This window comes from Thioclava sp. PTB-PU3-1 (assembly GCF_055666785.1).
This window is the reverse complement of the sequence record NZ_JBVNVL010000001.1, coordinates 312,778-335,261: the sequence shown is the minus strand read 5'-3', so window position 1 is coordinate 335,261 and position 22,484 is coordinate 312,778. Positions and strand designations below refer to the sequence as shown.

Below are 22,484 nucleotides of genomic sequence, written 5' to 3'. Positions count from 1 at the left end.
AATCTGCGGGGATGAAAGACCTTGTGGCCACACCGATCCTGCAAAATCGCCTGAGCTTCGCGCCCTGGGCCGACCCGCGCACGCGGCGGCTGCCGGGGGTGATCCCGGTCACCTATGAGGATTGGCTCGAGGTCGACGATGCCTACGCCGCCCAGATGGGCCTGCGCGACCGGCTGATCGGGGAGGCGCGCGATCTGGTGCTGGGCCTGTCGGATCACGGACGGCCTGCGGCGGAGGAACTCTACGATCTGATCCTGCCGATGCTTCCGGCGCTGGGCTTTGCCTGCAGTGCGGAGACGGTCACGCGGCCCGATGGGGCGACGGTTGCGCTGGATCGCACGGACCCGCTCGCCACGCTCGGGCGGCTGCTGCAATGCGATCTCTGCCTGATGGAAGCCGATGAGGCCGCGTTCGGTCATGCCGAGCATGTTCTGACCGGCGGTGTTCTGTGTTTCCCGTCGGGCTGGACGCTACGCGAAAAGTTCATGCGCCCGATGATGCGCATTCATGAGCCGATCGAGATCTACACCGACGATCTCGGCAAACGGGTGCAGCGTTTGCTCGATGGCGTGCGTGAGGGCAGGGGGCTGATGCGTGGAACTGCCTCGCGTTCGGCGGCACATCTGCATGATCCGCGCTCGGAATACGAATTCGCCCACGCGCCCGCCGACGCCCCTTATATACGGGTGGAGCGGCAATGCCTGTTCCGGCTTCCGCGCACGAATGCCGTGGTCTTCTCGATCCACACCCAGGTGGTGCGGCCCGAAAGCCTGAGCCCGGATCAGGCGCAGGCCTTGGCCGAGCACCCGATCCGGCAGGCGGATTAAGCTTCCTGCATCAGCCGCCAGCGCGTCTCGGCCATATCCTGCGAGACCATGCCGGGGATCAGAAGCGCGTCGATCAGCCACCACAGGCCTGCGAGGCCGAGCGGGATGAAGCCGATCAGGATTGGCGACAGAAGCGTGCCGATCCCGGTCAGCGCCAGCATCACCACGCCGGAGAAGACGCGCCCCATATACATCCGGTGCACGCCAAGCATCGGCAGCAGGAACCACAGCACATAGCCAAGCAGGGCGGACTTCTTCTCATTCGCGACGCGCTGCTCGATATAGAGGGCGCGGGCATCGTCTCGGGTCATGTTAATCTCCATAACATCTTCCCAGCCGATATGGGCAGTTGCGCCGCGCGATCAAGAGGGGCCGGTAAATCCACCCTGTCGGCGGGTCTGCGCGGGCGTCCGGTTTCATAACCTTTTAACCAAAAGTGACCTTAGGGAAGTTTTGACGCTAATCGCCTTATGCGCGAGTTCCGCGAGGCTGCGGATTTCCGCAGTACTGAAAAAATGTGACATATAAAACAACAAGATAAATAACAGTGATCAACGACTTGTGATTTTTGGCCGTGATCTCTTTGTAGCCCAGAGCCGCAACAATTGTCGGCTTTCGTCACAATTATGGACGAATCAAAGATGAAAACCGGGTTAAAGAAAAGCGGGCTTGAAGGTTCGCACTCTGAGGTAGGGTAATAGGGGCGAAAATGTCGGATCTCTCGACCAATTTCGAGCTTGCAAGTGTAACGAGTACCACCCAAGAACGGTCGCGTATTCTGTGCTACGAGGGCATGGGCAAGCGTCTGTTCGACATTCTCGCCGTGCTCGCGATCCTTCCGGTTCTGCTGCCGCTGATCGCGCTTCTGGCGCTGGCGGTGCGCGCCGATGGTGGTCCTGCCTTCTATTCGCAGATCCGCGTCGGGCAGGGCGGCAAGCGGTTCCGCTGCTACAAGCTGCGCACCATGCATGTCGATGCCGAGGCGCAGCTCGTGCGCCTGTGCAACGAGAACCCCGCGCTCGCGCTGGAATGGTCAGTGAACCAGAAACTCGACGACGATCCGCGGATCACCCGCATCGGCCGCTTCCTGCGACGCACCAGCCTCGACGAGCTGCCGCAGTTCTTCAACGTGCTGTTCGGTACGATGAGCCTCGTGGGGCCGCGCCCCTTCATGCTCGACCAGGAGGCCAGCTACAAAGGCGCGATGGGCCTGGCTTATTACAAGATGCGCCCCGGCATCACCGGGCTGTGGCAGGTCGCCGGGCGTTCGACCACCGCCTTCGTGGATCGCGTGCGTTTCGACGAGCGCTATTACGCGCGGCTGTCGCTGCTGAACGATCTGTGGCTCTGCGTGATGACCGTCGCCGTGGTGCTGCGCCAGACGGGCAAGTAATTCCAACACCGGTTGCGAGAGAGACGGCTTGTAACCTGCCAACGGGCGCTCCCTTCGGGGGGCGCCCATCCTCTTTCAGCCTTCGACTTGCAGGAAGCGCAGTCCGCCCTTGTCGAGCCAGGCAGCACTCAGGAGCCCGGTCTCATAGGCGCCGGTATCGACCGCGATGCGGCCTTGATCGGCGACAGGTTGCTCCACGACCCAATGGCCGAAGGCGATCCAGACCCCATCGCGCCGGGTCATCTGCCCGAACCGGGGATGACCCCAGAGCAGCGCATCGCGGCTTTGGCGTTCCATCGGGTGATAGGGATCGGCTCCCGCATGGGTCGCGGCGAAGCGACCCTCGCGCCACATCGCGGGGCGCGCATCGAGCCATGCCAGCAGGTCCGGCCCAAGCGCGCGAGCGAGATCCATGCGCAGCGCGTCCAGCACCTCCGGATCCGTCTCGCGCGGATCGGGCGGCGCGATGCCGTAGCTTTGCAGCGTCTGTAATCCGCCCACGCGCAGCCAGCCGGCGGTGCGCGCATCGGGGGACAGCAGGAAGTCGAGCATCATCCGCTCGTGATTGCCCATCAGGCAGATCATCCGCGAGGGATTGGCAAGCTGCGCGGCATGGAGCGTCGCCAGCACCCGCGCCGAATTCGGGCCGCGGTCGATCATGTCGCCCAGCGTAATGATGCGGGCCTTTGCGCCTTCCGGTTCCTGCCCGATCCGCTCGAACATCTTGCCCAAGAGATCGGCGCGGCCGTGAAGGTCCCCGATCACGCAGATCGGCGCCTCCGGACGGGGCAGACCATTGGGTGCCGAGGAGGGAGCGGTCTCTGGTTTGAGACGGGAGAGTAGAGAGCGCAACATATGGGGAAATCCGGAGTTATGCGGGGTGGAAACCAACGCGTGGCTGCGACATAACCGTCGTAAGAAGTGAGCGAAAGGGGCTCACATAAAAATGGGCGGCAAACCGCCCCCGTGGCAAGGGCGGGTCGTAAGGGGCATGGCGAGACGCATTCTGATCGTGGTGGAGAACCTGCCGGTGCCGCTGGATCGCAGGGTCTGGCTGGAGGCCACGACATTGCGCGCGGCGGGCTACGAGGTCTCGGTGATCTGTCCGATGGGGCGCGGCTGGGACGCGGCTTACGAGGAAATCGAGGGCATCCATATCTACCGCCACCCCGCACCGCCCGAAGCCCATTCCGGCGCGGTGGCCTATGCACGCGAATATTGGCACGCGATCAAGGCGTGGTTCCGGTTGGCGAAACAGGTGAGGCGCGAGCGCGGCTTCGACGTGATCCAGGGCTGCAACCCGCCCGACCTGATCTGGCTTCTGGCCTGGCGCTACCGGCTGTCGGGCGTGCGCTACATGTTCGATCATCACGACGTCTGCCCGGAGCTGTTCGAGGCCAAGTTCGGCAAGAAGGGGCTCCTCTGGGGCGTGATGCGCATCTGGGAGCGGATCACCTTCGCCAGCGCCTCGGTGTCGATGGCCACGAACGAGAGCTTCCGCAAGATCGCGATCACCCGCGGCGGCATGGCACCCGAGGATGTCTTCGTCGTCCGCTCCGCCCCGCGCGTCGAGACCTTCCTGCCCGGGCCCGGCGATCCCGCCTATCGCAAGGGCGCGAAGACTGTGCTCGGCTATATCGGCGTGATCGGGCAGCAGGAGGGGATGGACCTGCTGGTTCAGGCGGTCGAGCATCTGGTGCGCAAGCTCGGCTACAGCGATCTGCATGTGGTGATCGTGGGCTTCGGGCCCGAACTGCCGACCGTGGAGGCCGACGTCGCGGCCCGGGGCCTGAGCGAGTATTTCACCTTCACCGGCCCGCTCTACGGCAAGGATATGCTGGCGGCGATGAACGTGATCGATATTGGCGTGGCACCCGATCCGAAAAACGCGATGAACGACATCTCCACGATGAACAAGGTCATGGAATACATGACGCTCGAGAAGCCCTTGGTGCAGTTCGAACTGACCGAAGGGCGGGCCTCTGCGGGCGAGGCCGCGCTTTATGCCCGCGCCAATGATCCGAAGGACTTCGCCGCCCGGATCGCGGCCCTGATCGAGGCGCCCGAACGCGCGCGTTCGATGGGGCGACTGGGCCGGGCGCGGGTGCTCGATGCGCTTTCCTGGGATTTCTCGGCCCGACAGCTCCTTGCGGCCTATGATCGGATATTCTCCAAGCTGGGGAAATAAAGCCTGCAGATCGAGCGGAATTGTTTCTTGTAAATAGTTCTTTTCGCTCAATTTTCGCCAAGATTCCAGTTGCACGCCGCCCCATTTGCGCCACAAACTCAAGGGGCGGACAGCGAGATGGTTCGCCCCATATCGTTAAGCATTCAGCTTGGAACTTGTATGGCGCATTGGAGGACATCGGCGGTGGCGTTTACCGCACTGGTTGTGACCGGTGTCGCCAGCTCTGCCTTCGCGGGTGATCTGCGCGAAGCCACGCCTCATGCGACCGCTGATCTGTCAGGCCGTGCGATCTACGATCCGGTGGCCCATGCGCTCGCGATCGGGCTGACGCCAGCGATGGCCGATGCGCGCGTGGATCGTGCGATCAAAGCCGTGGAGACCTGCCCGCTTGTGTTCGATACGCGCAACCCGATCCCGGGCTGCTGGGGCGGGACCGTCGCGCTGGGCTCGTAAGCCCGCTCAATCCGGAATCGAGGCACTCAGCCGGGGCAGAGACTGCCCGATGAAGCGCGTCAGGCGGCGGTCGGCTGCGCGGATATCCTCGTCGCGGCGGATCGGCGTGACATAGCGCACCAGCGCGCCGTCGGTCCGTCCGCGCGTGATGCCATCGACTATCACCGACAGCTTCGCGCGCCAGTCGCTCGTCATCGCGCGGCCACGCTCGTCGAACCAGTAATAGACCAGTTGCCGGTTGAGCCCCTTGGTGATGATCGCGCGGTTGACCGCAAAGGGGGCGCGGTGGGGCAGGGCGATACGATGCGGGCGGAAGGTGCTGACCTCCCAGCCGCCGACGGGCAGGCACACCTCGGGCGAATGGATACCGTCGCCTTGGCTCTGATCGGCATACCACGCGACGAACAGGTTCACCGGGGCATCCTGAGCGGGATTTGTATAAACCGCGTTGAGATAATCGCTGGCTGCCAGGACTTGCTCGGTCGCAGGCTCCAGCGGGCGGCGCGTGCCCTGCCAGCCATCGATCTGCGTCGGGAAGGACGACAACGGCGCGCGCTCAGGCGGGAACGTCGTCATCTGCGGCAGGCCCGACCAGAGCGCCAGCGCGACCCCCGTCAGGATGACCGCCAGCCCCAGATCGCGCGACGGCGCGAGGTTGCGCAAGCGCCGCGCTTCCGGCGCGAAGCGGCGATAGTCCAGATCGAGCGCCTCCGAGAGCGGTTTCGGCTCGGCCACCAGCCGCTGCAGCCCGATTGCGGTGAGGCTGAGGATCGCGATCGCCGCCCCAAAGATCACCCAGCCCTCGAAGACATGCAGGAAGCCCTCGGCCTGCTCGATGCCGTAAGCGTCGACAAGGATCGCGACCATGCCGATGCGCAGCGAATTCAGAAGCACCGTCAGCGGTGCGGCCATCGCGAAGAGCACCGCCTTGTGCCAGAACGGGCCGCGATAGAGGATGCCGAACAGATAGGAAAAGCTGAGGATCGGAAAGAGATAGCGCAGTCCCGAACAGGCATCGGCCACCTGCAGCTTGTAGACGCCGAGGTCGATCACATTGCCGCTCAGATGCACCGGGATGTCAGCGGCGCGCACCAGCATCACGCCCAATTCCGACGAGACGAGTTGCAGCGCGATCGTGAGTTTCCAGTAGAGGATCTGCGGCAGCGGCAGCATGAAGATCAGATGCAGCACCGGCTTCCAATGGCGTTTGCCCGCCTGCCAGCCCATGCTCAAGAGCACCGCGCCCATCATCCAGACGATCAGCGCATAGGTCACGAAATCGGCGATTTGCGCGCGGGTGCCGAAGACGGCGAGAGCGAGGGCGAGTGCGATCACCGCGACGCCTTGCCAGCGCTGCGGGCGGGCCTCCAGCGTGAGCGGTGCGTGATGCAATTCGCGCGCGAAAAGATAGAGCGAAATCAGCGGGATCAGCGGCCCGTGGCTGTATTCCGGCGTGGACCAAGCGGCCCCGAGGCTCGCGAGCCCCAATGCGAAGAACGGATAGGAGAGGACGGCCAGCGACAGCAGGCCGAGCGCGCCCCATGGCAGGGCACGCACCTCGCGCAGAGGGGGGCTCGTGGTGATCATCTCGACTGCTCGCTCATAGGCCGTCTGACGCGGCGCTTAACATGAGCTTACCCTGCGAGAGCTTTGATCCAAAGACAAAATCAGCGCTGGGCCGGAGCCGGGCGCGGGGTGTTGCCCGACGAGCCCTCTCCGGTCAGCGCCGCAAGCTGCGCCTGCGCGCCTTGCATCGCGGGCGGCAAGGGCTCACCGGCCAGACGCAGCGCATCGCGCAGGGCGGCTTCGGCCAGATCAGTCTCTTCCAGCGCGATCAGCACGGCGGCGTAGTGATATTGCGCGAGGGCGTTCTCCGGCAATCCGGCGGCGGCAGCGGCGAGCAGGGGGCGCGCGGCTCCGTAATTGCCCAGCCGGTATTCCGCCCAGCCGTAGGTGTCCTTGAAGGCGGGTTCGGGCCGCTCGCGGAAGCGTTTCGCGATCTGCGCCGCACGCTCGAGGCTGGGCCGGTCGTCGCGATGGGTGCTCAGCAGGCTCGCGAGGTTATTCGCCACGATCAGATCACCGCTGTCGCGCGTGTAGAGATCGTCATAGGTCGCGATCGCCGCGTCGAACCGGCCCGATTTCTCCTCCGAGCGCGCCCGGTAGAGCAGCAGCAGCGGATCGGCCTGCGGCTCCTTTTCCAGCGCCGTCTGGATCACCGCGAGCGCATCGCCCTCGCGTCCTTGGGCCGCGAGCAGGCGATAGAGCTGGCGGGCCGGGCGCGGATCCGCCGGGTCTTCATACATCAGCGTGCGCAGCCCGGTCTCGGCCCGGTCGGTGTCGCCCTGAATCGCACAGAGGTTGGCCTCCAGCAGCCGCAAGCCGCGATTGCCGGGTTGTTCGTTCAGTTGCGCCTCGAGATAGGCGCGCGCCTCGCCGCCCCGCCCGGAGGCCAGTTGCGCCTGCACCACGGCCGAGACCGCCGCCGCCGAGACCGCAGGGGCCGTGGTGACGCCGTCTTCGCCGGTCGGGGGCATCTGCACCAGGGTTTTCAGCGTCTCGATCGCGCTCTCGCTGCGGCCGCGCCCCATCAGGATCGCGGCGCGGATCGACTGCGCCAGCGCCTCCGTGCCCGGGGCCGACGATGCGGCAAGGCGGTCCGCGATGCGATGGGCAAGCATCCAGTCGCGATCGGCAAGCGCCAGATCGGCCTGCCGCTTGAGCAGTCCGGGGCTGTTGGGGGTTACCGCCACGGCCTCGGCCAGAACCGTCCGCGCGGCGCTGGCGCGGTCATGCGCGAAGAGGAAATCGACATAGCGGATCGCCTCGGGCGCGGCGCGCCCCGCCGCATCATAGGCCTGGCTGAAGCGCCCCATCGCCAGATCGGGCGCGCCTTCTCGCAGATCGGCCTCGCCCAGCAGGGTCAGGGTCTGCGGATTGTCGGGGGCTTGCTGCAGCGCGCTGCGCAGATCGGTGATCGCCAGATCGAGGCGATCCTCCTCGATCCGCCACGCCGCGCGCTGCTGCAGGGCAGGGACGTTGGTCGCATCGGTCTTCAGGATGGCCGCGATCTCGGCTTTCGCCTTTTCGCGCTGCCCGTCATGGTCGAGCATCCGGGCGTAAGCGCTGCGCAGCTGGCGCATTTCCTCGCTGTCCGGTTGGCTTTCGATCAGCGCCTGCATCCGCGTCAAAGCGGCCGCCCGGTCTCCGGCCTGAAAATCCAGATCGGCCCGCATCGCGGTGAAGATCGCCTCATTCGACTGGCCCTTCGACTGCCTGATGAGCGAGTCGAGTTCGGCCCGCGCGGCCTCGACGCCTTTCGCGCGGGCCAGAAAGCGCACGAGTTCCAGATAGCCGCCCGTCTGCTGGTCTCGATCTGTCGCGAGCTTGCGTAGGAAGCGCGCCGCCCCCGCCGGATCGTCGCGCAGCACATACCACGCGATGAGCGCCGTGCGCGTTTTCGGGTCTTCGGGGAACAGCCCCTGCATCCCTTCGAGCTGCGCGCCGATCTCCGCGTTCGCGCCGCGCTTCGAGATCAGTTCCAGCTTGAGAACCTGCAGCCGGTATTGCGCAGGATCGCGGGTCAGCGCCGCATCGAGCGCGGCCAGCGTCGCGGCGTCGTCGCCTTGGGCGTTGCGCGCGTCGATCAGCACATGCCAGCCGGTCAGGATCTCGGGATGCGCCGCGGTCAGCGCCTTGGCTTGCGCCGCGATTTCGGACTGGCGGCCCGTGTCGCGCGACAGGCTGGCCTCTCGCAGGTCGAGCGCAAGCTGCACCGCCTGCGCGCCGGGATCGTCGGGCGCGAGTTCCAGCACCGCGTCGACCTGTTTTTGCGCGCGTGGCAGGTTGCCCGTGCGCAGCGACAGCTCCGCAAGGATGCGATGCACCTCGACCGTCTCGGGATATTGTTCGAGCAGACGCAGATATTGGCTGAAGGCTTCCTGCAGCCGTCCCTGCGCCAGCAGCAGATCGGCATAGGCGCGCCGCGCGGCCTTATGGGTGCCGTCATATTCGAAGACGTTGCGCAGCTCGACCATCGCGCGGACGGGATCGCCCTCGGCCAGAAGGGTCTGGGCCGATTGGTAATGGGCTTCGGCCTTGTCTGCGTCACTCTTGCAGCCGCTCAATGCGAGTGCCGCGCAAAGCGCGAAAAAGCTCGCGCGCGCATACTGGTATCGGGGCATCTGTCTTGCCTGCTCTGCTACTGCGCTCTGACTGGCGCTTGGCAGAAAGGCTAGCTGCTCCGACGTCATCTATAAAGAGATTTGAACAGCGCCCCCCTGTCTAAATGGCCAGTTTTCCTAGGAATAGACGCGTTTTTGCGACAGTTTCGCCTCAGCCACTCGCGAATTGCTCACGAATTCTTGCGTAAGGTGGGGAGATGCAGCTTACTGGCGCAAACAAATCCCAGAGGCCAAAGGCCCGGTACAGGCATGAACGAAATCTACACCGAATTCTTCGGGTTGGCAGAGCGTCCCTTTTCGTTGCTGCCCGATCCCGATTTCCTGTTCTGGTCTCCAGAGCACAAGCACGCGGCGACGATGCTCGAATACGGGCTGTTCTCGCGCGCGCCGATCACGCTGATCACTGGCGAGGTGGGGGCGGGCAAGACGACGCTGCTGCGTCACCTGATGGCGACGATTTCCGAGGATGTGACCATCGCGCTCGTGTCGAACGCGCGCGGCTCGCGCGATGACGTGATCCGTTGGATCATGCTCTCGCTCGGCCAGCGGGTGGAGGCGGGCGAGGATTACGTCCTGATCTATGACCGCTTCCAGCAGCTTCTGATCCAGGAATATGCTGCCGGGCGGCGCGTGGTGGTGGTGATCGACGAAGCGCAGAACCTCGATACGGGCGTGCTCGAAGAGCTGCGCATGATCACCAATATAAACGCCGACAAGGACGAGCTGGTGCAGCTGATCCTGATGGGGCAGCCGGAACTGCGCGACCTGATCGCACGGCCAGAGCTGCGCCAGTTCGCGCAGCGTGTGTCTTCCGGCTTCCATCTCGGGCCGATGCCCGCCGATTGCGCGCAGCCCTATATCGCCCATCGCCTGCAGGTCGCAGGCGCGACGCGCGAAATCTTCACCCCCGAAGCCGCACAGAAACTGCACGCCCATTGCGGTGGCCTTCCGCGGCTGATGAACCAGCTGGCCGATCTGGGCATGGTTTATGCCTACTCGGCGCGTTCGGAGATCGTCACCGGCGAGATCATCGACAGGGTGATCGAGGACAACGTCTTCTATCTGCCGGTCGAGACCCAGCGCGCGAAGCCGCGCGTGATCGCGCCCGCGCCTGACACTGCAGCGACTGCTGAGGCAGCGCCCGCCTTCCTCCACAGGGGAGGGCGCTGATGCGGGAGCTCCGCTTCTACGCTGCTTTGTTCGCCCGGCGGATCCACTGGCTTTTGCTGGCGGTGCTGCTGGGCGCGCTTGTCGGTCTGGCGGCGGGGCGGATGATCACGCCGATCTACGAGGCCAAGGCGCTTCTCGTCGTCGAAGGGGACCGCATCCCGGACGGTCTGGCGGCCTCGACCGTGCGCACCGACACCAATGCCAAGCTGCAGGTGATCCGCAAGCGGGTTCTCTCGCGCGAAAGCCTGCTCGACATGGCGCGGCGAATGGCACTGTTCCCCGATCTGCGCACCGAGTCCGGCGCGCGCAATGCCGATGCGGTTTTCGAGGCGCTGCAGAACTCGGTCGAGATCGAGATCTCCGAGCAGAGCAAGTCGCGCTCCGCCCCGAAAGACGCGACCTTCATGACGGTGTCCTTCCGCGCTGGCGCTCCCGCCCGCGCCGCGCGGGTCGCGAACGAACTGGTGACGCGCATCCTCAAGGAAGACAGCGATATCCGCACCAAGGCCGCGCGCGACACGCTTGATTTCTTCTCGCGCGAGGTGGATCGGCTGGAAGGTGAACTCGCGAAATCCTCCAGCGCGATGTTGCAGTTCAAGCAGGAGAACGGCGACGCGCTGCCCGAAGAACTTCCGCTGCTGCGCGACCGTCTCGCCGCCGTGCAGGCGGGCGCGGAGACCCGGCTCGCGCAAGTGAACGAGACCGAGACGGAGATCGACCGGCTGGTGCGGCTGCGCGAAGCGGCGGGGCGTGTGGTGGACCGCGACGCGATCTATCCGCCCTCCGCGCGCGAACTGTCCCGGCTCGAGGCGCAGCGAGACGCGCTCAAACCGCTACTGCCCGCCGATGACGCCCGCCTTGCGGCGCTGGGCGCGCAGATTCAGGAATTGGCGCAGCAGGTGGCGCTGCCGCTGCCGAAAGCCAACTCCGCCTTCGAGGGCCGTCTGCGCGAATTGACCGATACGCTTTTCGTGGCGCAGGCCGCCGGGGATGCCGCCGATCTGAAAATCGCGCAACTCCGCGAGGCGATTGCGAAAGTGCCCGCTAACGCATCGGCGCTCGAGGCGCTGCGCCGCGATCACGACAATCTCGCCGATCAATACGACAGCGCCGTGAAAGCGCGCGCCGTTGCCGAGACGGGCGATACGATCGAGTCGCTGGCCAAGGGCGAGAAGCTGACCGTGATCGATCAGGCGGTCGCGCCGGGAGAGCCGGTAAAACCCAATCGCAAGACGCTCGCGCTGGCAGGCGTCGGGGTGGGGCTGTTGCTTGGTCTCGTGGCGATTGCGCTGCGCGAATTGCTCAGCACCGGAATCCGCCGCCCCGAGGATCTGCAGCGCCATCTGGGAATCTCGGCTTTCGCGACGCTGCCCTATCTGAGCACGCCCGAAGACGCGCGCCGCCGTCGCCGCAAGGTGCTGGTCTCCGGCTCGATGGTCGGCGCGGCTTTCGTTGCGGTCGTGGTGCTGTTCGGCGCGTTCTACATGCCGCTCGACCGGCTGTTCTGAGGCAAGGAGGCGAGAGATGGCGGAAAGATTGCGAGACGCGATTGCCAAGGCGCGCGCCGCCCGCACGGGCCGCGCGGCGTCCGAGCCTTCGGTCCGGGCGCAGGTCGCCCCCGGCAGCGACGGCATCGCGGCGGGCGCGTGGCAGGCGCTGACACCGATCGCCCCGAATTTGGGGCGGCTGCGCGGCAAGCGCATCGTCAGCCCCGATGGCAGCGCCGAGAGCGCCCCGATCGACCTGATGCGCACCAAGATCGTGCAGCAGATGCGGGCCAATGGCTGGCGGCGGCTGGCGATCACCTCGCCCTCGGCGGGCTGCGGGAAATCGACCGTCGCGCTCAATCTTGCGCTCAGCCTCGCACGGCAGGAAGAACGGCACACGCTGCTCATCGAGGCCGATTTCCGCAAGCCCTCGCTGTTGAAGCTGCTCGACGCGCCGCGCGGGCCGCAGATCTCCGAAGTGCTCGCAGGTACGGCCGAGTTTGCCGATCACGCGTTGCGGCTGGGCGGCAACCTCGCGATTGGCGCGAATAGCAAGCCGGTGGAGACCCCGGCCGAACTGATCCAGTCGCGCCGCGCTGCCGAGGCGCTCGAGCGGATCGAGACGATCTACGCCCCCGACCTGATGATCTTCGACACCGCGCCGGTGCTGGTCAGCGACGATACGCTCTCGCTCGCCGCCCATGTCGATTGCGTGCTGATCATCGCCGCGACCGAAGAGACCACGATTCAGGAAATCGACATCTGCGAGCGTGAGCTGGCCGAACGCACCAATGTCATGGGCGTCGTGGTCAACAAATTCCGCTTCGCCGCCCCCGAATACGGCTACGCCTATGGCTACGGTTACGGTGCCGCGACGGAGGAGGACTGAGCGGCCGACCGCTTTGCCTTCGGTCACGCCCGTGCCATATAGCTTCGGTAAGCGCGCGGCCCCCGCCTGCGGGGGGCTCCGTCCGCGCCAAACCCTGCTGACGAAAGGCCGCCATGACCCGCATCATCTCTTCGCTGTCCGAGATTTCCGATCCCTATGACGCGCTGTTCTGCGACCTCTGGGGCTGCCTTCATAACGGAGTTAAGGCGTTTCCCGAAGCGGTCGAGGCGCTGCAGGCGTTTCGTGCGAAGGGCGGCAAGGTCGTGCTTCTGACCAACGCTCCGCGGCCCGCGAAATTCGTGATGGAGTCGCTCGATCGGCTGGGCTGTCCGCGTGACGCCTATGATCTCGTCGTCTCCTCCGGCGATGCCGCACAGGATGCGATGTTCGCGGGCGCCGTGGGCAAGAAGGTCTGGCATCTGGGCCCGTCCAAGGATGACGGGTTCTTCACCGAGGTGCCCGAGGAATGGCAGGGGCAGGCCGAGATCACCCGTGTCGATTTCGACGAGGCCGAGGGCATCGTCTGCACCGGCCCCTTCGACGAGGTGAATGAAGTCCCCGAGGATTACCGCCCGAAGTTCCTGCTCGCGAAGATGCGGGAACTGCCGATGCTCTGCGCGAACCCCGATATCGTCGTCGATCTGGGCGACAAGCGCATCTACTGCGCGGGCGCGCTGGCTGCGCTCTATGAGGAAATGGGCGGCGAGGCGATGTATTTTGGCAAGCCCCATCCGCCGATCTACGATCTCGCGCGGCGCAAGCTGAGCCGTCTGGGCGGCGCGGAGGATGCGCGCATCCTCGCCATCGGAGACGGGATCAATACCGATGTGGCCGGCGCTGCGGGCGAGGGGATCGATTGCCTCTTCATCTCCAGCGGTCTGGCGCATGACCAGTTCGGGGCCGATCCGCAGAACCCCAATCCCGAATTGCTGCGCACCTGGCTGGAGGCGCGTCAGCGCGACCCGCTCTACACGATGGGTCAGCTGACCTGAGCGGAGCGCAAAATTCAGGCGGTAACTTTGTTGCGCCTTTTGTTGCGGTAGGGTAAAAAAGTTGCGCAGGCGTCTTGCCTGTGCTCTGCCGCATGTGCTATGCCGCAGTGCAACATGAACTTCCGGCTGGGACCTATGGATATGCTCGACAACCTGCCCCGTGGCACGATCTGCATCGAAGATCTGGAAATCGGCATGGTGCGCTACCTCCGCAAGGAGGTCACCGACCGCGACATCGAGATGTTCGCGGAGGTCTCCACCGACCATAATCCCGTCCATCTGGACGATGCCTATGCGCAAGACACCATTTTCGAGGGTCGAATCGCGCATGGCATGCTGACCGCGGGGCTGATCTCGGCGGTGATCGGCGAGCAGCTTCCCGGTCACGGCACGGTCTATCTGGGCCAGTCGCTGAAATTCATGGCCCCCGTGCGTCCCGGCGATGTGGTCTATGCCGAGGTGAAGGTGACGGCGATCGACCATTCGCGTCGCCGTGTCACGCTTGAAACCCACTGCGCGGTGGGCGATACGGTGGTCGTGAAAGGCGAGGCGCTGGTTCTGGCGCCCTCGCGCAAGTTCGACTGACCCGGCGACCTCGCCGGAGGGCGGGGTGGATGAAACGCTTGACCACTTGGAAATCGCTGGAGAAATCCGCGCGCGGGGCCTCCGTCGCGATGGGCAATTTCGACGGCATCCATCTCGGCCATCAATCGGTGATCGATCAGGCGCGCGGGAAAGATGCGCCGCTGGGCGTCATCACCTTCGAGCCGCATCCCCGCGAATTCTTCGCAGCCCGGGCGGGCAAGACCCTGCCGCCCTTCCGGCTGATGAACCCCGAGGCGCGCGCCAACCGGCTCGCCAAGCTCGGGGTCGAGCGGCTCTATGAGCTGCCCTTCAACGAAGAACTGGCCGATATGAGCGCCGACGCTTTCGCCCGCGAAGTGCTGGCTGAAGGTCTGGGCGTGACCCATGTCGCGGTGGGTGGCGATTTCCGCTTCGGCAAGGGGCGCGAGGGCGACACGGCCATGCTGACGGAGCTGGGCGCGAAATACGGCTTCGAGGTCACCGTCGCGCCGCTTCTGCATGTCGAGGGGGTGGAGGCGTCCTCGACCGCGATCCGCACCGCACTGGCCGAAGGCCGCCCCGAGGACGCCGCGGCGATGCTGGGCCACTTGCACCGGATCGAGGGCGCGGTGCTGCATGGCGACAAGCGCGGCCGCGATCTGGGCTATCCGACCGCGAATATGTCGATGGCCGGGCTGCATCTGCCCAAGCTCGGCGTCTATGCGGTGAAGTTCGACGTGCTGACCGGGCCGCATAAGGGCAGCTATACCGGCGCTGCGAGCCTCGGCGTGCGCCCGATGTTCGGCGAGAACACCCCGAACCTCGAAACCTTCGTCTTCGATTTCAAAGGCGATCTCTACGACGAGCATGTCTCGGTCGCGCTGGTCGAATTCCTGCGCCCCGAGATGAAGTTCGACGGCGTCGAGGCGCTGGTCGCGCAGATGGATGCCGATTGCGCCCGCGCGCGGGAGATACTGGCCGAGCGCTGAGGGTCGCGCCCGACCTCGGGCGGGCGCTTTATGTCGCCAGTGGCTGGGCGCTTTATCTCGCAAGCCCGGATGACGCTTGAACCCGCGACACCATCGCCAATGCGCCCTCCCGGGGGGAGGTCGGGCGCGGCCCGGGGCTGGTCGCCCCGCGCCAAAAGTCGTCGGTCTGCCCGTCCCGCCATGTCCAAATCGCAGATCCGCTCACGATCCGCCGATCTGCCCTTTCCATTTGCCCGCCGCTGCCCCATTTTCCGCGCCATGACCAAACTGCGCCCCGAGTTCTGGAAACTGCCGCTGAAAAAGCTCACCGCCCCCGAATGGGAGGCGCTGTGCGATGGCTGCGGCAAATGCTGCCTGAACAAGCTCGAATACGAGGATACGGGCGAGGTCGTCTTCACCCGCGTCGCCTGCAGGCTTCTCGATGGCGAGAGCTGCAGCTGCACGCAATATGACATTCGCCACCAGTTCGTTCCCGAATGCGTCACGCTCAGCCCCAAGACGATCCACAAGATCGCCTATTGGATGCCCGCGACCTGCGCCTACCGGCTGCGCTTCGAAGACAAGCCTCTGCATGACTGGCACTACCTGATCTCGGGCTCGCGCGAGACGGTCCATGAGGCCGGAGAAAGCGTGCGCGGCTGGACCGTGCCCGAATTCGAAGTGCCCGAAGAAGAATGGGACGAATACACGATCGAGGATCTCTCATGAATTTTGCCTCCGACAACACGTCCGGTGCCCATCCCGCCATTCTCGAGGGCCTCATGGCCGCGAATGAAGGGCATGTGCATTCCTATGGCGACGACCCGATCACCGAAGGCGTGCAGGCGAAGATTCGCGAGATCTTCGAGGCGCCCGAAGCGCGTGTCTATCTCGTCGCGACCGGGACGGCGGCCAATGCGCTCTCCTGCGCGGTGCTGACCCAGCCCTGGGGCGCGATCTTCTGCCATCGCAACGCCCATATCGAGGAAGACGAATGCGGCGCGCCCGAATTCTACACCGGCGGCTCGAAGCTGGTTCTGGTCGACGGGCCGGATGCCAAGATGGACCCCGACGCGCTCGCGCGCACCATCGCGCATACCGGGCGCGGCGGCATCCATAACGTGCAGCGCGGCATGGTCTCGATCACCAACTCGACCGAGGCGGGCGCGGTCTATTCGCCCGAGGATGTGAAAGCCCTGAGCGATGTCGCCCGCCGCTTCCATCTGCCTGTGCATATGGACGGCGCACGTTTTGCCAATGCGCTGGTTTCCGCGGGCTGCACGCCGGCGGAGATGACGTGGAAGGCGGGCGTCGACGTGCTCAGCTTCGGCGGCACGAAGAACGGCTGCATGGGCGTCGAAGCGGTGGTGATTTTCGATCCCAAACGTGCCTGGGAATTCGAGTTGCGCCGCAAGCGCGGCGGCCATCTCTTCTCGAAACACCGCTTCCTGGGGGCCCAGATGCAGGCCTATCTGGCCGATGATCTTTGGTTGAAGACCGCGCGGCATGCCAATGAAATGGCACGCAAACTCTCGGAAGGCATCGGCCAGATCGAGGGCGCGAAACTGATTCACCCGACGCAGGCCAACGCGGTCTTCGCAGCCCTGCCGCGCGGGGCGCATAAGCGCGCGAATGCGGCGGGGGCCTATTACTACCTCTGGCCGTTCGACCAGTCGCTGGAAGGGCCCGAGGACGAGCTTCTGGCCGCGCGACTGGTCTGTTCCTGGGCCACGACGCCCGAGGAAATCGACGCCTTCCTCGGTCATCTGGCGTAATCAGCGCCGAAGTTCAGCGCCGTCCGGGCAGGTCGCGAAACGCGATCTTCTCGGGCGGGCCGTTCCATTCCGAATGTTCTTTCTGCGCGGCTCTCAAGGCCGCGCGGAACCTAGCGATCGCCCCAAGGCCCGGAATGCGCGGGATATGCGCCAGTTCCCAGTGAATGCCGTTGATCGGATCGTCGAAGAAGACCGCGTAATAGCCCGGCGCATAAACGGAATATTCCTGCGGGGCGTCCGTGACCGACAGCCCGCGCGGGATCAGGAAATCGCGGTGAAACGCATCCACCTCGGCGCGTGACTTCGCCCAGAGCGCAATGTGATGGATGCCCACGGCCCGCGCTTCGTGATCCAGTTTCTCGCCCGAATGTGCGGGCTGAATGCCGATATAGGAATGCGGCATCGGGAAGCGCGCCATGTAATAGGTCGACCGATAGCCGATATCGAGCGTCCAGAAGCTTTTATATCCAAGCCATCCGAACATCGCATCGTAGAAGGCGATCGATCTTTCATAGTCGAGCACCGAAAATTCGACGTGATTGACCCCGCGCCAGCGCATGAGCGGCCTCCTCCTGTTTGACTTTACCCTAGAGGGGGCGCGCGACGGTGCAATGACGTCTCACGCAGATGGGATGGGGTAGGGCGGGTGCCACGGTTGCGCAGGGCCCGCCTGCCGCACTGTTGCGGACGAGACCTCGAACAGGACCAGGTGGCTCAGATCGGGGCGTGAGCGCGAGGCGTAGAGCAGCCCCTGTGCGCCACCCTCGCGTGCCCGATCCGAGAAGCGCCAAGTGGGCGAGGGCGCGCCGCTTGCCCGGTTATCTTGCCAGACCACGGACGCCGCCGCCTGATCGGGCGTGCCGCGCAGGTCGTCCATCGCCTCTGTCATGATCTCTAGCGGCACGATCACCCGCGGCGGGTCAGCGGTCCGCACATAGCGCCGGAGCGCCACGGCAGCCCCCTCCGCACTCAGCGAGGCATAAAGTGCGACCTGCCCGGAATAATGAAACCGGCCCTCCGGATGGCGGGCCGGTTCGCAAGCCTCCTCGGCACGGTCGGCAGAGAGGATCCGCCAGACCGTGCCGTGGAAAGGGATCACTCAGCTTCGCCCTGCTCGGCGAGGAACTTCTCGGCGTCGAGCGCGGCCATGCAGCCCATACCGGCGGAGGTGACCGCCTGACGATAGGTGTGATCGGTGAGATCACCGGCCGCGAAGATGCCGGGGGTGGACGTGCGGGTCGAACCCGGCTCCACCCAGACATAGCCGCCCGATTGCATCTTCAGGCTGTCCTTCACGAGTTCGGACGAGGGCGCGTGCCCGATCGCCACGAAGAACCCATCGCAGGGGATGACCTTCTCAGACCCATCGGTGGTGGATTTCACCCGCACACCGGTCACGCCGAGCGGATTTTCGTCGCCGAGGATTTCCTCGACCGTGTGATTCCACTCGATCTCGACCTTGGGGTTCTTGAACAGCCGATCCTGCAGGATCTTCTCCGAGCGCAGCGTGTCGCGGCGGTGGATCAGTGTCACCTTGGAGGCGAAATTGGTCAGAAACAGCGCCTCTTCCACGGCGGTGTTGCCGCCGCCGATCACCACGACTTCCTTGCCGCGATAGAAGAACCCGTCACAGGTCGCGCAGGCCGAGACGCCGAAGCCCTTGAACTTCTCTTCCGAGGGCAGGCCAAGCCATTTCGCCTGCGCCCCGGTGGCGAGGATCACCGCCGCGGCCTCGTAGGTCGTGCCCGAATCGCCTTTCGCCACGAAGGGACGCTTCGAGGTGTCGAGCTCGGTGATCATGTCCATGATGATCTCGGTGCCCATCGCGCGGGCATGCTCTTCCATCTTCACCATCAGGTCGGGGCCCTGAATCTCGCTCTCGCCGGGCCAGTTCTCGACCTCGGTCGTGATGGTCAGCTGGCCGCCCGGCTGCATGCCTTGCACCAGAACCGGCTCGAGCATCGCACGCGACGCGTAGACCGCCGCCGTGTAGCCCGCAGGGCCGGAGCCGATGATCAGAACCTTGGTTTTCTTCGTCTCGGACATGCCTGCCTCCTTGGAATTCTGCCCGACGGATATAGTCGGAGCGAGGCCCGCCGAAAAGCCCCCGCTTTCCGCGACAAATAGCACTTGCGGAGCAGTCCGCGAAATATTATTGCGCATCCTCTCTTCCAGCGGTAAGTTCTGCCGCAACCCACGAAGGATTATTTCAACATGCCCACCTCCCGGCTCGACGACATCGACCGTAAAATCCTTGCCGAACTGCAGGCGGACGGGCGGATGACGAATGTCGAACTGGCCAAGCGTGTGGGCATTTCGGCCCCGCCCTGCCTGCGCCGCGTGCGCACGCTCGAAGAGGCGGGCTACATCCGTGGCTACCATGCCGACGTGAACCCGCGCGAGCTGGGTTTCGAAGTGCAGGTCTTCGCGATGGTGCGCCTGCACAGCCAGGCCGAAGCGGACCTGTCGAACTTCGAGTCGCGCTGTCGCGAATGGCCGCTCGTGCGCGAGTGCCACATGCTCAATGGCGAGATCGATTTCGTGCTGAAATGCGTGGCGCCGGACCTCTCGAGCTTCCAGAGCTTCCTGACCGGCCAACTCACCGCCGCCGAGAACGTGGCTAGCGTGAAGACCTCGCTGGTGATCCGCTGCGCCAAGGACGAGCCGGGCGTGCCCTTCGACGTGCTCGAAGAGCGCATCGCCAAGCTGGCTTGAAGCCTTACTCTGAATTGAACCGTTGTCGGAGGGGCGCCGCCTCTCCATTCGCTGCCGCGAATTCCCACCCCGGGATATTTTCGCCAAGCCGAAGGGGCGCGCGGCGCCCCCTTTAGCGGGTCTCTTTCGGGCGCAGCACCAGCCAGATCAGCGCGGCGCCCGCCAGCGTCAGGAAGGGGATCATCGCGAGGTTGACCGCCTGCCAGCCCGCTTGGGCACTACCGCTCTGGGTGCAGTTCATCAGCCCGCCCGAGGCGAGCGAGGCGAGGAAGACGCCACCGAAGACGACGAAATCGTTCATCCCCTGCACATGGCCGCGCTCTTCGGGGCTATGGGCGGAGGCGAGCATCGAGGTCGCGCCGATGAAGCCGAAGTTCCAACCCAGCCCCAGCAGCATCAGGGAGATGTAGAACTGGTCCAGATCGACCCCGGTCAGCGCCACAGCGCCGGAGGCCGCGAGAATCACGAGGCCGGTGCCCACGATCACCTCTTTGCCGAAGCGCGCGATCAGGTGGCCGGTGAAGAAGCTCGGCAGATACATCGCCAGCACGTGGGCCGAGACGATATTGGCCGCGTCGCCTTGCTCGAACCCGCAGCCGACCACGGCCAGCGGTGTCGAAGTCATCACGAGGTTCATCAGCGCATAAGAGACCATGGCGCAGATCATCGCGACGAGGATCACCGGGTCTTTCAGCAGCTCGCGCCGGGTGCGGCCCTCGTGATGTTCGTGCTTCTTGCGCCGCCCCGGAGCCGGGATGTCGAGGAAGGAAAACAGGATCGGCCCGAGCGCATTGATCCCGATGATCGCGAGATATGTCGCCATGAATGGCACGACCATCGCCTCGCTCGTGACCTTCACCAGCTGTGGGCCGATGATCGCGGCCACAAGCCCGCCCGCCATCACATAGGAGATCGCCTTGGGCTGGAACTCCGTGCTGGCGGTATCGGTCGCCGCGAACCGGTAAAACCCCTGCGCCGACATATAGGTGCCGGTGAAGAACGACCCCAGCATGAACAGCGCAAATGACCCATGATAGAGCGCATAGGCCGCGGTCGCCGCCCCCAGCGCCCCCATCGCGTTGGCGAGGATGAAGCCTGCGCGACGCCCTTTCGCGGCCATGAATTCCGACATCGGCTGCGCCGAGAGGACCGAGCCCAGAATGATCAGCGACAAGGGCAGCGTCGCGAGGCAGGGATTGGGCGAGAGCATCTGGCCCGCAAGACCGCCCACCGTGAAGATCATCGGCATCTGCGCGCCCAGAAGCGCCTGGGCCAGAACCAGCACGATCGTATTGCGCTTTTCGCGAGAGGCGGGAGGGGCGGTCATGTCACTCATGACAGCTTGCTAGCGTGGCGATTGGGGGCTGGCAAGCGGGCGCGGCATGAGGCAGGGTGTCGCGCATGGTTGGACGTATCATTACCTGCGAAGACGATATCGCCGAGGGCACCGAATTTCTCTGCCGCACAGAGCCGCGTTTTGCCGAGGTTTGCGCGCTGACGGGGCCGTGGCCTCTACGCCGCCGCGAGGACGGGTTCGAGGCGCTGCGCGATGCGATCATCGGCCAGCAGGTCTCCGTCGCCGCCGCCAACTCGATCCGCAACAAGGTGATCGGCGCGGGCTATGGCGATCCGGTCTCCATCGCGGGCGCCTCGGAAGAGGACCTGCGCGCCTGTGGCCTCTCGCGCCAGAAAGTGCGCTACCTGCAGGCGCTCTCCAATTCCGGCGTCGATTTCGAGGGTCTGCGCGCCATGCCCGACGAGGAGGTGGTCGCCCAGCTTCTGCCGATCCCCGGCATCGGGCGCTGGACGGTGGAGATGTATCTCATCTTCGCGCTCGGCCGCGCCGATGTCTTCGCGGTGGACGATCTGGCGCTGGCCGAGGGGGCGCGGCTCCTGTTCGATTTGGCCGAGCGGCCCAAGCGCAAGCAATTCAATGAGCTATCGGCAGCCTGGTCGCCGTGGCGCGCGGTTGCGGCGCGCGGCCTCTGGGCCTATTACGCGGCCTGTAAAGATCGTGAAGGAGTTGCCCCATGACCCGCAAGCTGGAAGCCGGACGCAAAGAGCCGCAATCGGGGGTGGTGAAATCCGCCGTGGTGTTCCTGCACGGCTATGGTGCCGACGGGGCGGACCTTCTGGGCCTCGCCGATCCGCTAGGCCAGCACATGCCCGACACGTTGTTTCTCGCGCCCGACGCGCCCGAGCCCTGCCGCGCGGCGCCTTACGGGCGGCAATGGTTCCCGATTCCCTGGATCGACAATTCCAGCGAAGCGGAATCCGCCCAAGGTCTCAAGGACGCTGCCGCGGACGTGGATGCCTTCCTCGATTCCGTGCTGGAAGAGCAGGGGCTGACGCCCGCGCAGCTCGCCGTGATCGGCTTCTCGCAAGGCACGATGACCGCGCTCGAAGTGTTGCCGCGCCGGGCCGAGCCTGTCGCGGGGCTGGTGGCCTTCTCGGGCCGTCTTCTGCGCCCGGAAGCCTTGGGCACTGAGGCGATCTCCAAGCCGCCGGTTCTGCTGATCCATGGCGATCAGGATCCGGTCGTGCCCTTCGCCGATATGGGCAAGGCAGGCGATGCGCTGGTCTCGGCGGGGTTCGATACCTATGCCCATGTGATGAAGGGCACTGGCCACGGGATCGCGCCCGACGGGCTGTCGGTCGCTCTGTCCTTCCTGCAAGACAAACTGCCGGGCTGAGATGCCCGCGGCCGCCGATCGCCGCGGCACCTGCAACCTTGCCAAACGCTCGCGCAGCGTCATTTCTTTGTCATGGCTGTTTGCTACCCATGCCGCATGGCAGCAATCGCGAGATCAAGAGGCTTGCCAGATCGCGAACGCCATATATAGTCATGGATAAGGCAGGGGCGGACCCCGCCCCTGAGC

General features: G+C 65.1%; 23 protein-coding genes. 15 read left to right on the top strand and 8 right to left on the bottom strand.

Translation table 11 applies throughout. From position 1 onward, the window contains the following. Positions 1-23: 23 nt before the first annotated feature. The gene (locus ACZ7GB_RS01605; RefSeq protein WP_472157428.1) at positions 24-827 is read left to right on the top strand and encodes a heme-dependent oxidative N-demethylase family protein; all 804 of its coding nucleotides are present in this window, start codon (positions 24-26) and stop codon (positions 825-827) included. Here ACZ7GB_RS01605 and ACZ7GB_RS01600 read toward each other — a convergent pair. Continuing rightward, positions 824-1,138, bottom strand: coding sequence for a TM2 domain-containing protein (locus tag ACZ7GB_RS01600; protein WP_134332082.1), 315 nt, complete (start codon positions 1,136-1,138; stop codon positions 824-826). The genes ACZ7GB_RS01605 and ACZ7GB_RS01600 overlap by 4 nt on opposite strands. A gap of 398 nt (positions 1,139-1,536) precedes the next feature. Between ACZ7GB_RS01600 and ACZ7GB_RS01595 the strand changes: the two genes are divergently transcribed. Then, on the top strand, positions 1,537-2,220 hold the full coding sequence (locus tag ACZ7GB_RS01595; RefSeq protein WP_472157426.1) for a sugar transferase: 684 nt from the start codon (positions 1,537-1,539) through the stop codon (positions 2,218-2,220). Between the two features lie 75 nt (positions 2,221-2,295). On the opposite strand, the gene ACZ7GB_RS01590 is transcribed toward ACZ7GB_RS01595, so the two are convergent. Next, positions 2,296-2,985, bottom strand: coding sequence for a metallophosphoesterase (locus tag ACZ7GB_RS01590; RefSeq protein ID WP_244176531.1), 690 nt, complete (start codon positions 2,983-2,985; stop codon positions 2,296-2,298). Positions 2,986-3,211: 226 nt separating this feature from the next. On the opposite strand from ACZ7GB_RS01590, the gene ACZ7GB_RS01585 reads away from it, so the two are divergent. Then, entirely contained in the window at positions 3,212-4,408 is a 1,197-nt protein-coding gene (locus tag ACZ7GB_RS01585) for a glycosyltransferase family 4 protein (protein WP_472157424.1), read from the top strand. 183 nt (positions 4,409-4,591) lie between these two features. Next, positions 4,592-4,861: a hypothetical protein gene (locus tag ACZ7GB_RS01580; protein WP_472157422.1), complete on the top strand. Its 270-nt coding sequence runs from the start codon at positions 4,592-4,594 to the stop codon at positions 4,859-4,861. 6 nt (positions 4,862-4,867) lie between these two features. Here ACZ7GB_RS01580 and xrtD read toward each other — a convergent pair whose 3' ends face one another. Both xrtD and ACZ7GB_RS01570 read right to left on the bottom strand, forming a co-directional pair. Further along, a complete protein-coding gene (gene xrtD, locus ACZ7GB_RS01575; protein WP_472157420.1) occupies positions 4,868-6,448 on the bottom strand; it encodes a VPLPA-CTERM-specific exosortase XrtD in 1,581 nt (526 codons plus the stop codon). A gap of 80 nt (positions 6,449-6,528) precedes the next feature. Then, positions 6,529-9,045 carry a tetratricopeptide repeat protein gene (locus ACZ7GB_RS01570; RefSeq protein ID WP_472157418.1) on the bottom strand — a complete coding sequence of 839 codons (2,517 nt, stop codon included), beginning with the start codon at positions 9,043-9,045 and terminating at the stop codon, positions 6,529-6,531. A 249-nt stretch (positions 9,046-9,294) separates the two neighbouring features. Here ACZ7GB_RS01570 and ACZ7GB_RS01565 point away from each other — a divergent pair, with 249 nt between their 5' ends. From ACZ7GB_RS01565 to ACZ7GB_RS01530, 8 genes are all read left to right on the top strand, one after another. After that, positions 9,295-10,215 (top strand): ExeA family protein, encoded by a 921-nt coding sequence (locus tag ACZ7GB_RS01565; RefSeq protein WP_472157417.1) that lies wholly within the window; start codon positions 9,295-9,297, stop codon positions 10,213-10,215. Further along, the gene (locus ACZ7GB_RS01560) at positions 10,215-11,723 is read left to right on the top strand and encodes a GumC domain-containing protein (protein ID WP_472157415.1); all 1,509 of its coding nucleotides are present in this window, start codon (positions 10,215-10,217) and stop codon (positions 11,721-11,723) included. The genes ACZ7GB_RS01565 and ACZ7GB_RS01560 overlap by 1 nt, the downstream gene beginning before the upstream one ends. A gap of 16 nt (positions 11,724-11,739) precedes the next feature. Beyond that, positions 11,740-12,591, top strand: coding sequence for a CpsD/CapB family tyrosine-protein kinase (locus ACZ7GB_RS01555; RefSeq protein WP_472157413.1), 852 nt, complete (start codon positions 11,740-11,742; stop codon positions 12,589-12,591). A 113-nt stretch (positions 12,592-12,704) separates the two neighbouring features. Next, on the top strand, positions 12,705-13,583 hold the full coding sequence (locus ACZ7GB_RS01550) for a TIGR01459 family HAD-type hydrolase (protein WP_472157411.1): 879 nt from the start codon (positions 12,705-12,707) through the stop codon (positions 13,581-13,583). Between the two features lie 141 nt (positions 13,584-13,724). Further along, positions 13,725-14,168, top strand: coding sequence for a MaoC family dehydratase (locus ACZ7GB_RS01545; protein ID WP_075774735.1), 444 nt, complete (start codon positions 13,725-13,727; stop codon positions 14,166-14,168). A 29-nt stretch (positions 14,169-14,197) separates the two neighbouring features. Further along, positions 14,198-15,136 carry a bifunctional riboflavin kinase/FAD synthetase gene (locus ACZ7GB_RS01540; protein WP_078539488.1) on the top strand — a complete coding sequence of 313 codons (939 nt, stop codon included), beginning with the start codon at positions 14,198-14,200 and terminating at the stop codon, positions 15,134-15,136. A 258-nt stretch (positions 15,137-15,394) separates the two neighbouring features. Continuing rightward, entirely contained in the window at positions 15,395-15,844 is a 450-nt protein-coding gene (locus tag ACZ7GB_RS01535; RefSeq protein ID WP_078599267.1) for a YcgN family cysteine cluster protein, read from the top strand. Then, the gene (locus ACZ7GB_RS01530) at positions 15,841-16,890 is read left to right on the top strand and encodes a threonine aldolase family protein (protein ID WP_078546692.1); all 1,050 of its coding nucleotides are present in this window, start codon (positions 15,841-15,843) and stop codon (positions 16,888-16,890) included. Before ACZ7GB_RS01535 ends, ACZ7GB_RS01530 begins: the two co-directional genes overlap by 4 nt. A gap of 13 nt (positions 16,891-16,903) precedes the next feature. Here ACZ7GB_RS01530 and ACZ7GB_RS01525 read toward each other — a convergent pair whose 3' ends face one another. Genes ACZ7GB_RS01525 through trxB form a run of 3 tightly spaced genes read right to left on the bottom strand, consistent with a single transcriptional unit; the run spans position 16,904 to position 18,936 of the window. Then, on the bottom strand, positions 16,904-17,449 hold the full coding sequence (locus ACZ7GB_RS01525) for a VOC family protein (RefSeq protein WP_472157408.1): 546 nt from the start codon (positions 17,447-17,449) through the stop codon (positions 16,904-16,906). Between the two features lie 60 nt (positions 17,450-17,509). Further along, a complete protein-coding gene (locus ACZ7GB_RS01520) occupies positions 17,510-17,989 on the bottom strand; it encodes an RES family NAD+ phosphorylase (protein WP_472157406.1) in 480 nt (159 codons plus the stop codon). After that, positions 17,986-18,936 (bottom strand): thioredoxin-disulfide reductase, encoded by a 951-nt coding sequence (gene trxB, locus ACZ7GB_RS01515; RefSeq protein ID WP_472157405.1) that lies wholly within the window; start codon positions 18,934-18,936, stop codon positions 17,986-17,988. The genes ACZ7GB_RS01520 and trxB overlap by 4 nt, the downstream gene beginning before the upstream one ends. A gap of 168 nt (positions 18,937-19,104) precedes the next feature. Between trxB and ACZ7GB_RS01510 the strand changes: the two genes are divergently transcribed. Continuing rightward, the gene (locus ACZ7GB_RS01510) at positions 19,105-19,605 is read left to right on the top strand and encodes an Lrp/AsnC family transcriptional regulator (RefSeq protein WP_078519374.1); all 501 of its coding nucleotides are present in this window, start codon (positions 19,105-19,107) and stop codon (positions 19,603-19,605) included. A gap of 112 nt (positions 19,606-19,717) precedes the next feature. Here ACZ7GB_RS01510 and ACZ7GB_RS01505 read toward each other — a convergent pair whose 3' ends face one another. Continuing rightward, complete coding sequence (locus ACZ7GB_RS01505) at positions 19,718-20,941, bottom strand: MFS transporter (RefSeq protein WP_472157403.1); 1,224 nt, start codon at positions 20,939-20,941, stop codon at positions 19,718-19,720. A gap of 65 nt (positions 20,942-21,006) precedes the next feature. On the opposite strand from ACZ7GB_RS01505, the gene ACZ7GB_RS01500 reads away from it, so the two are divergent. Continuing rightward, the gene (locus ACZ7GB_RS01500) at positions 21,007-21,639 is read left to right on the top strand and encodes a DNA-3-methyladenine glycosylase family protein (protein WP_472157401.1); all 633 of its coding nucleotides are present in this window, start codon (positions 21,007-21,009) and stop codon (positions 21,637-21,639) included. Further along, positions 21,636-22,298: an alpha/beta hydrolase gene (locus ACZ7GB_RS01495; protein WP_347429439.1), complete on the top strand. Its 663-nt coding sequence runs from the start codon at positions 21,636-21,638 to the stop codon at positions 22,296-22,298. The genes ACZ7GB_RS01500 and ACZ7GB_RS01495 overlap by 4 nt, the downstream gene beginning before the upstream one ends. Positions 22,299-22,484: the final 186 nt, after the last annotated feature.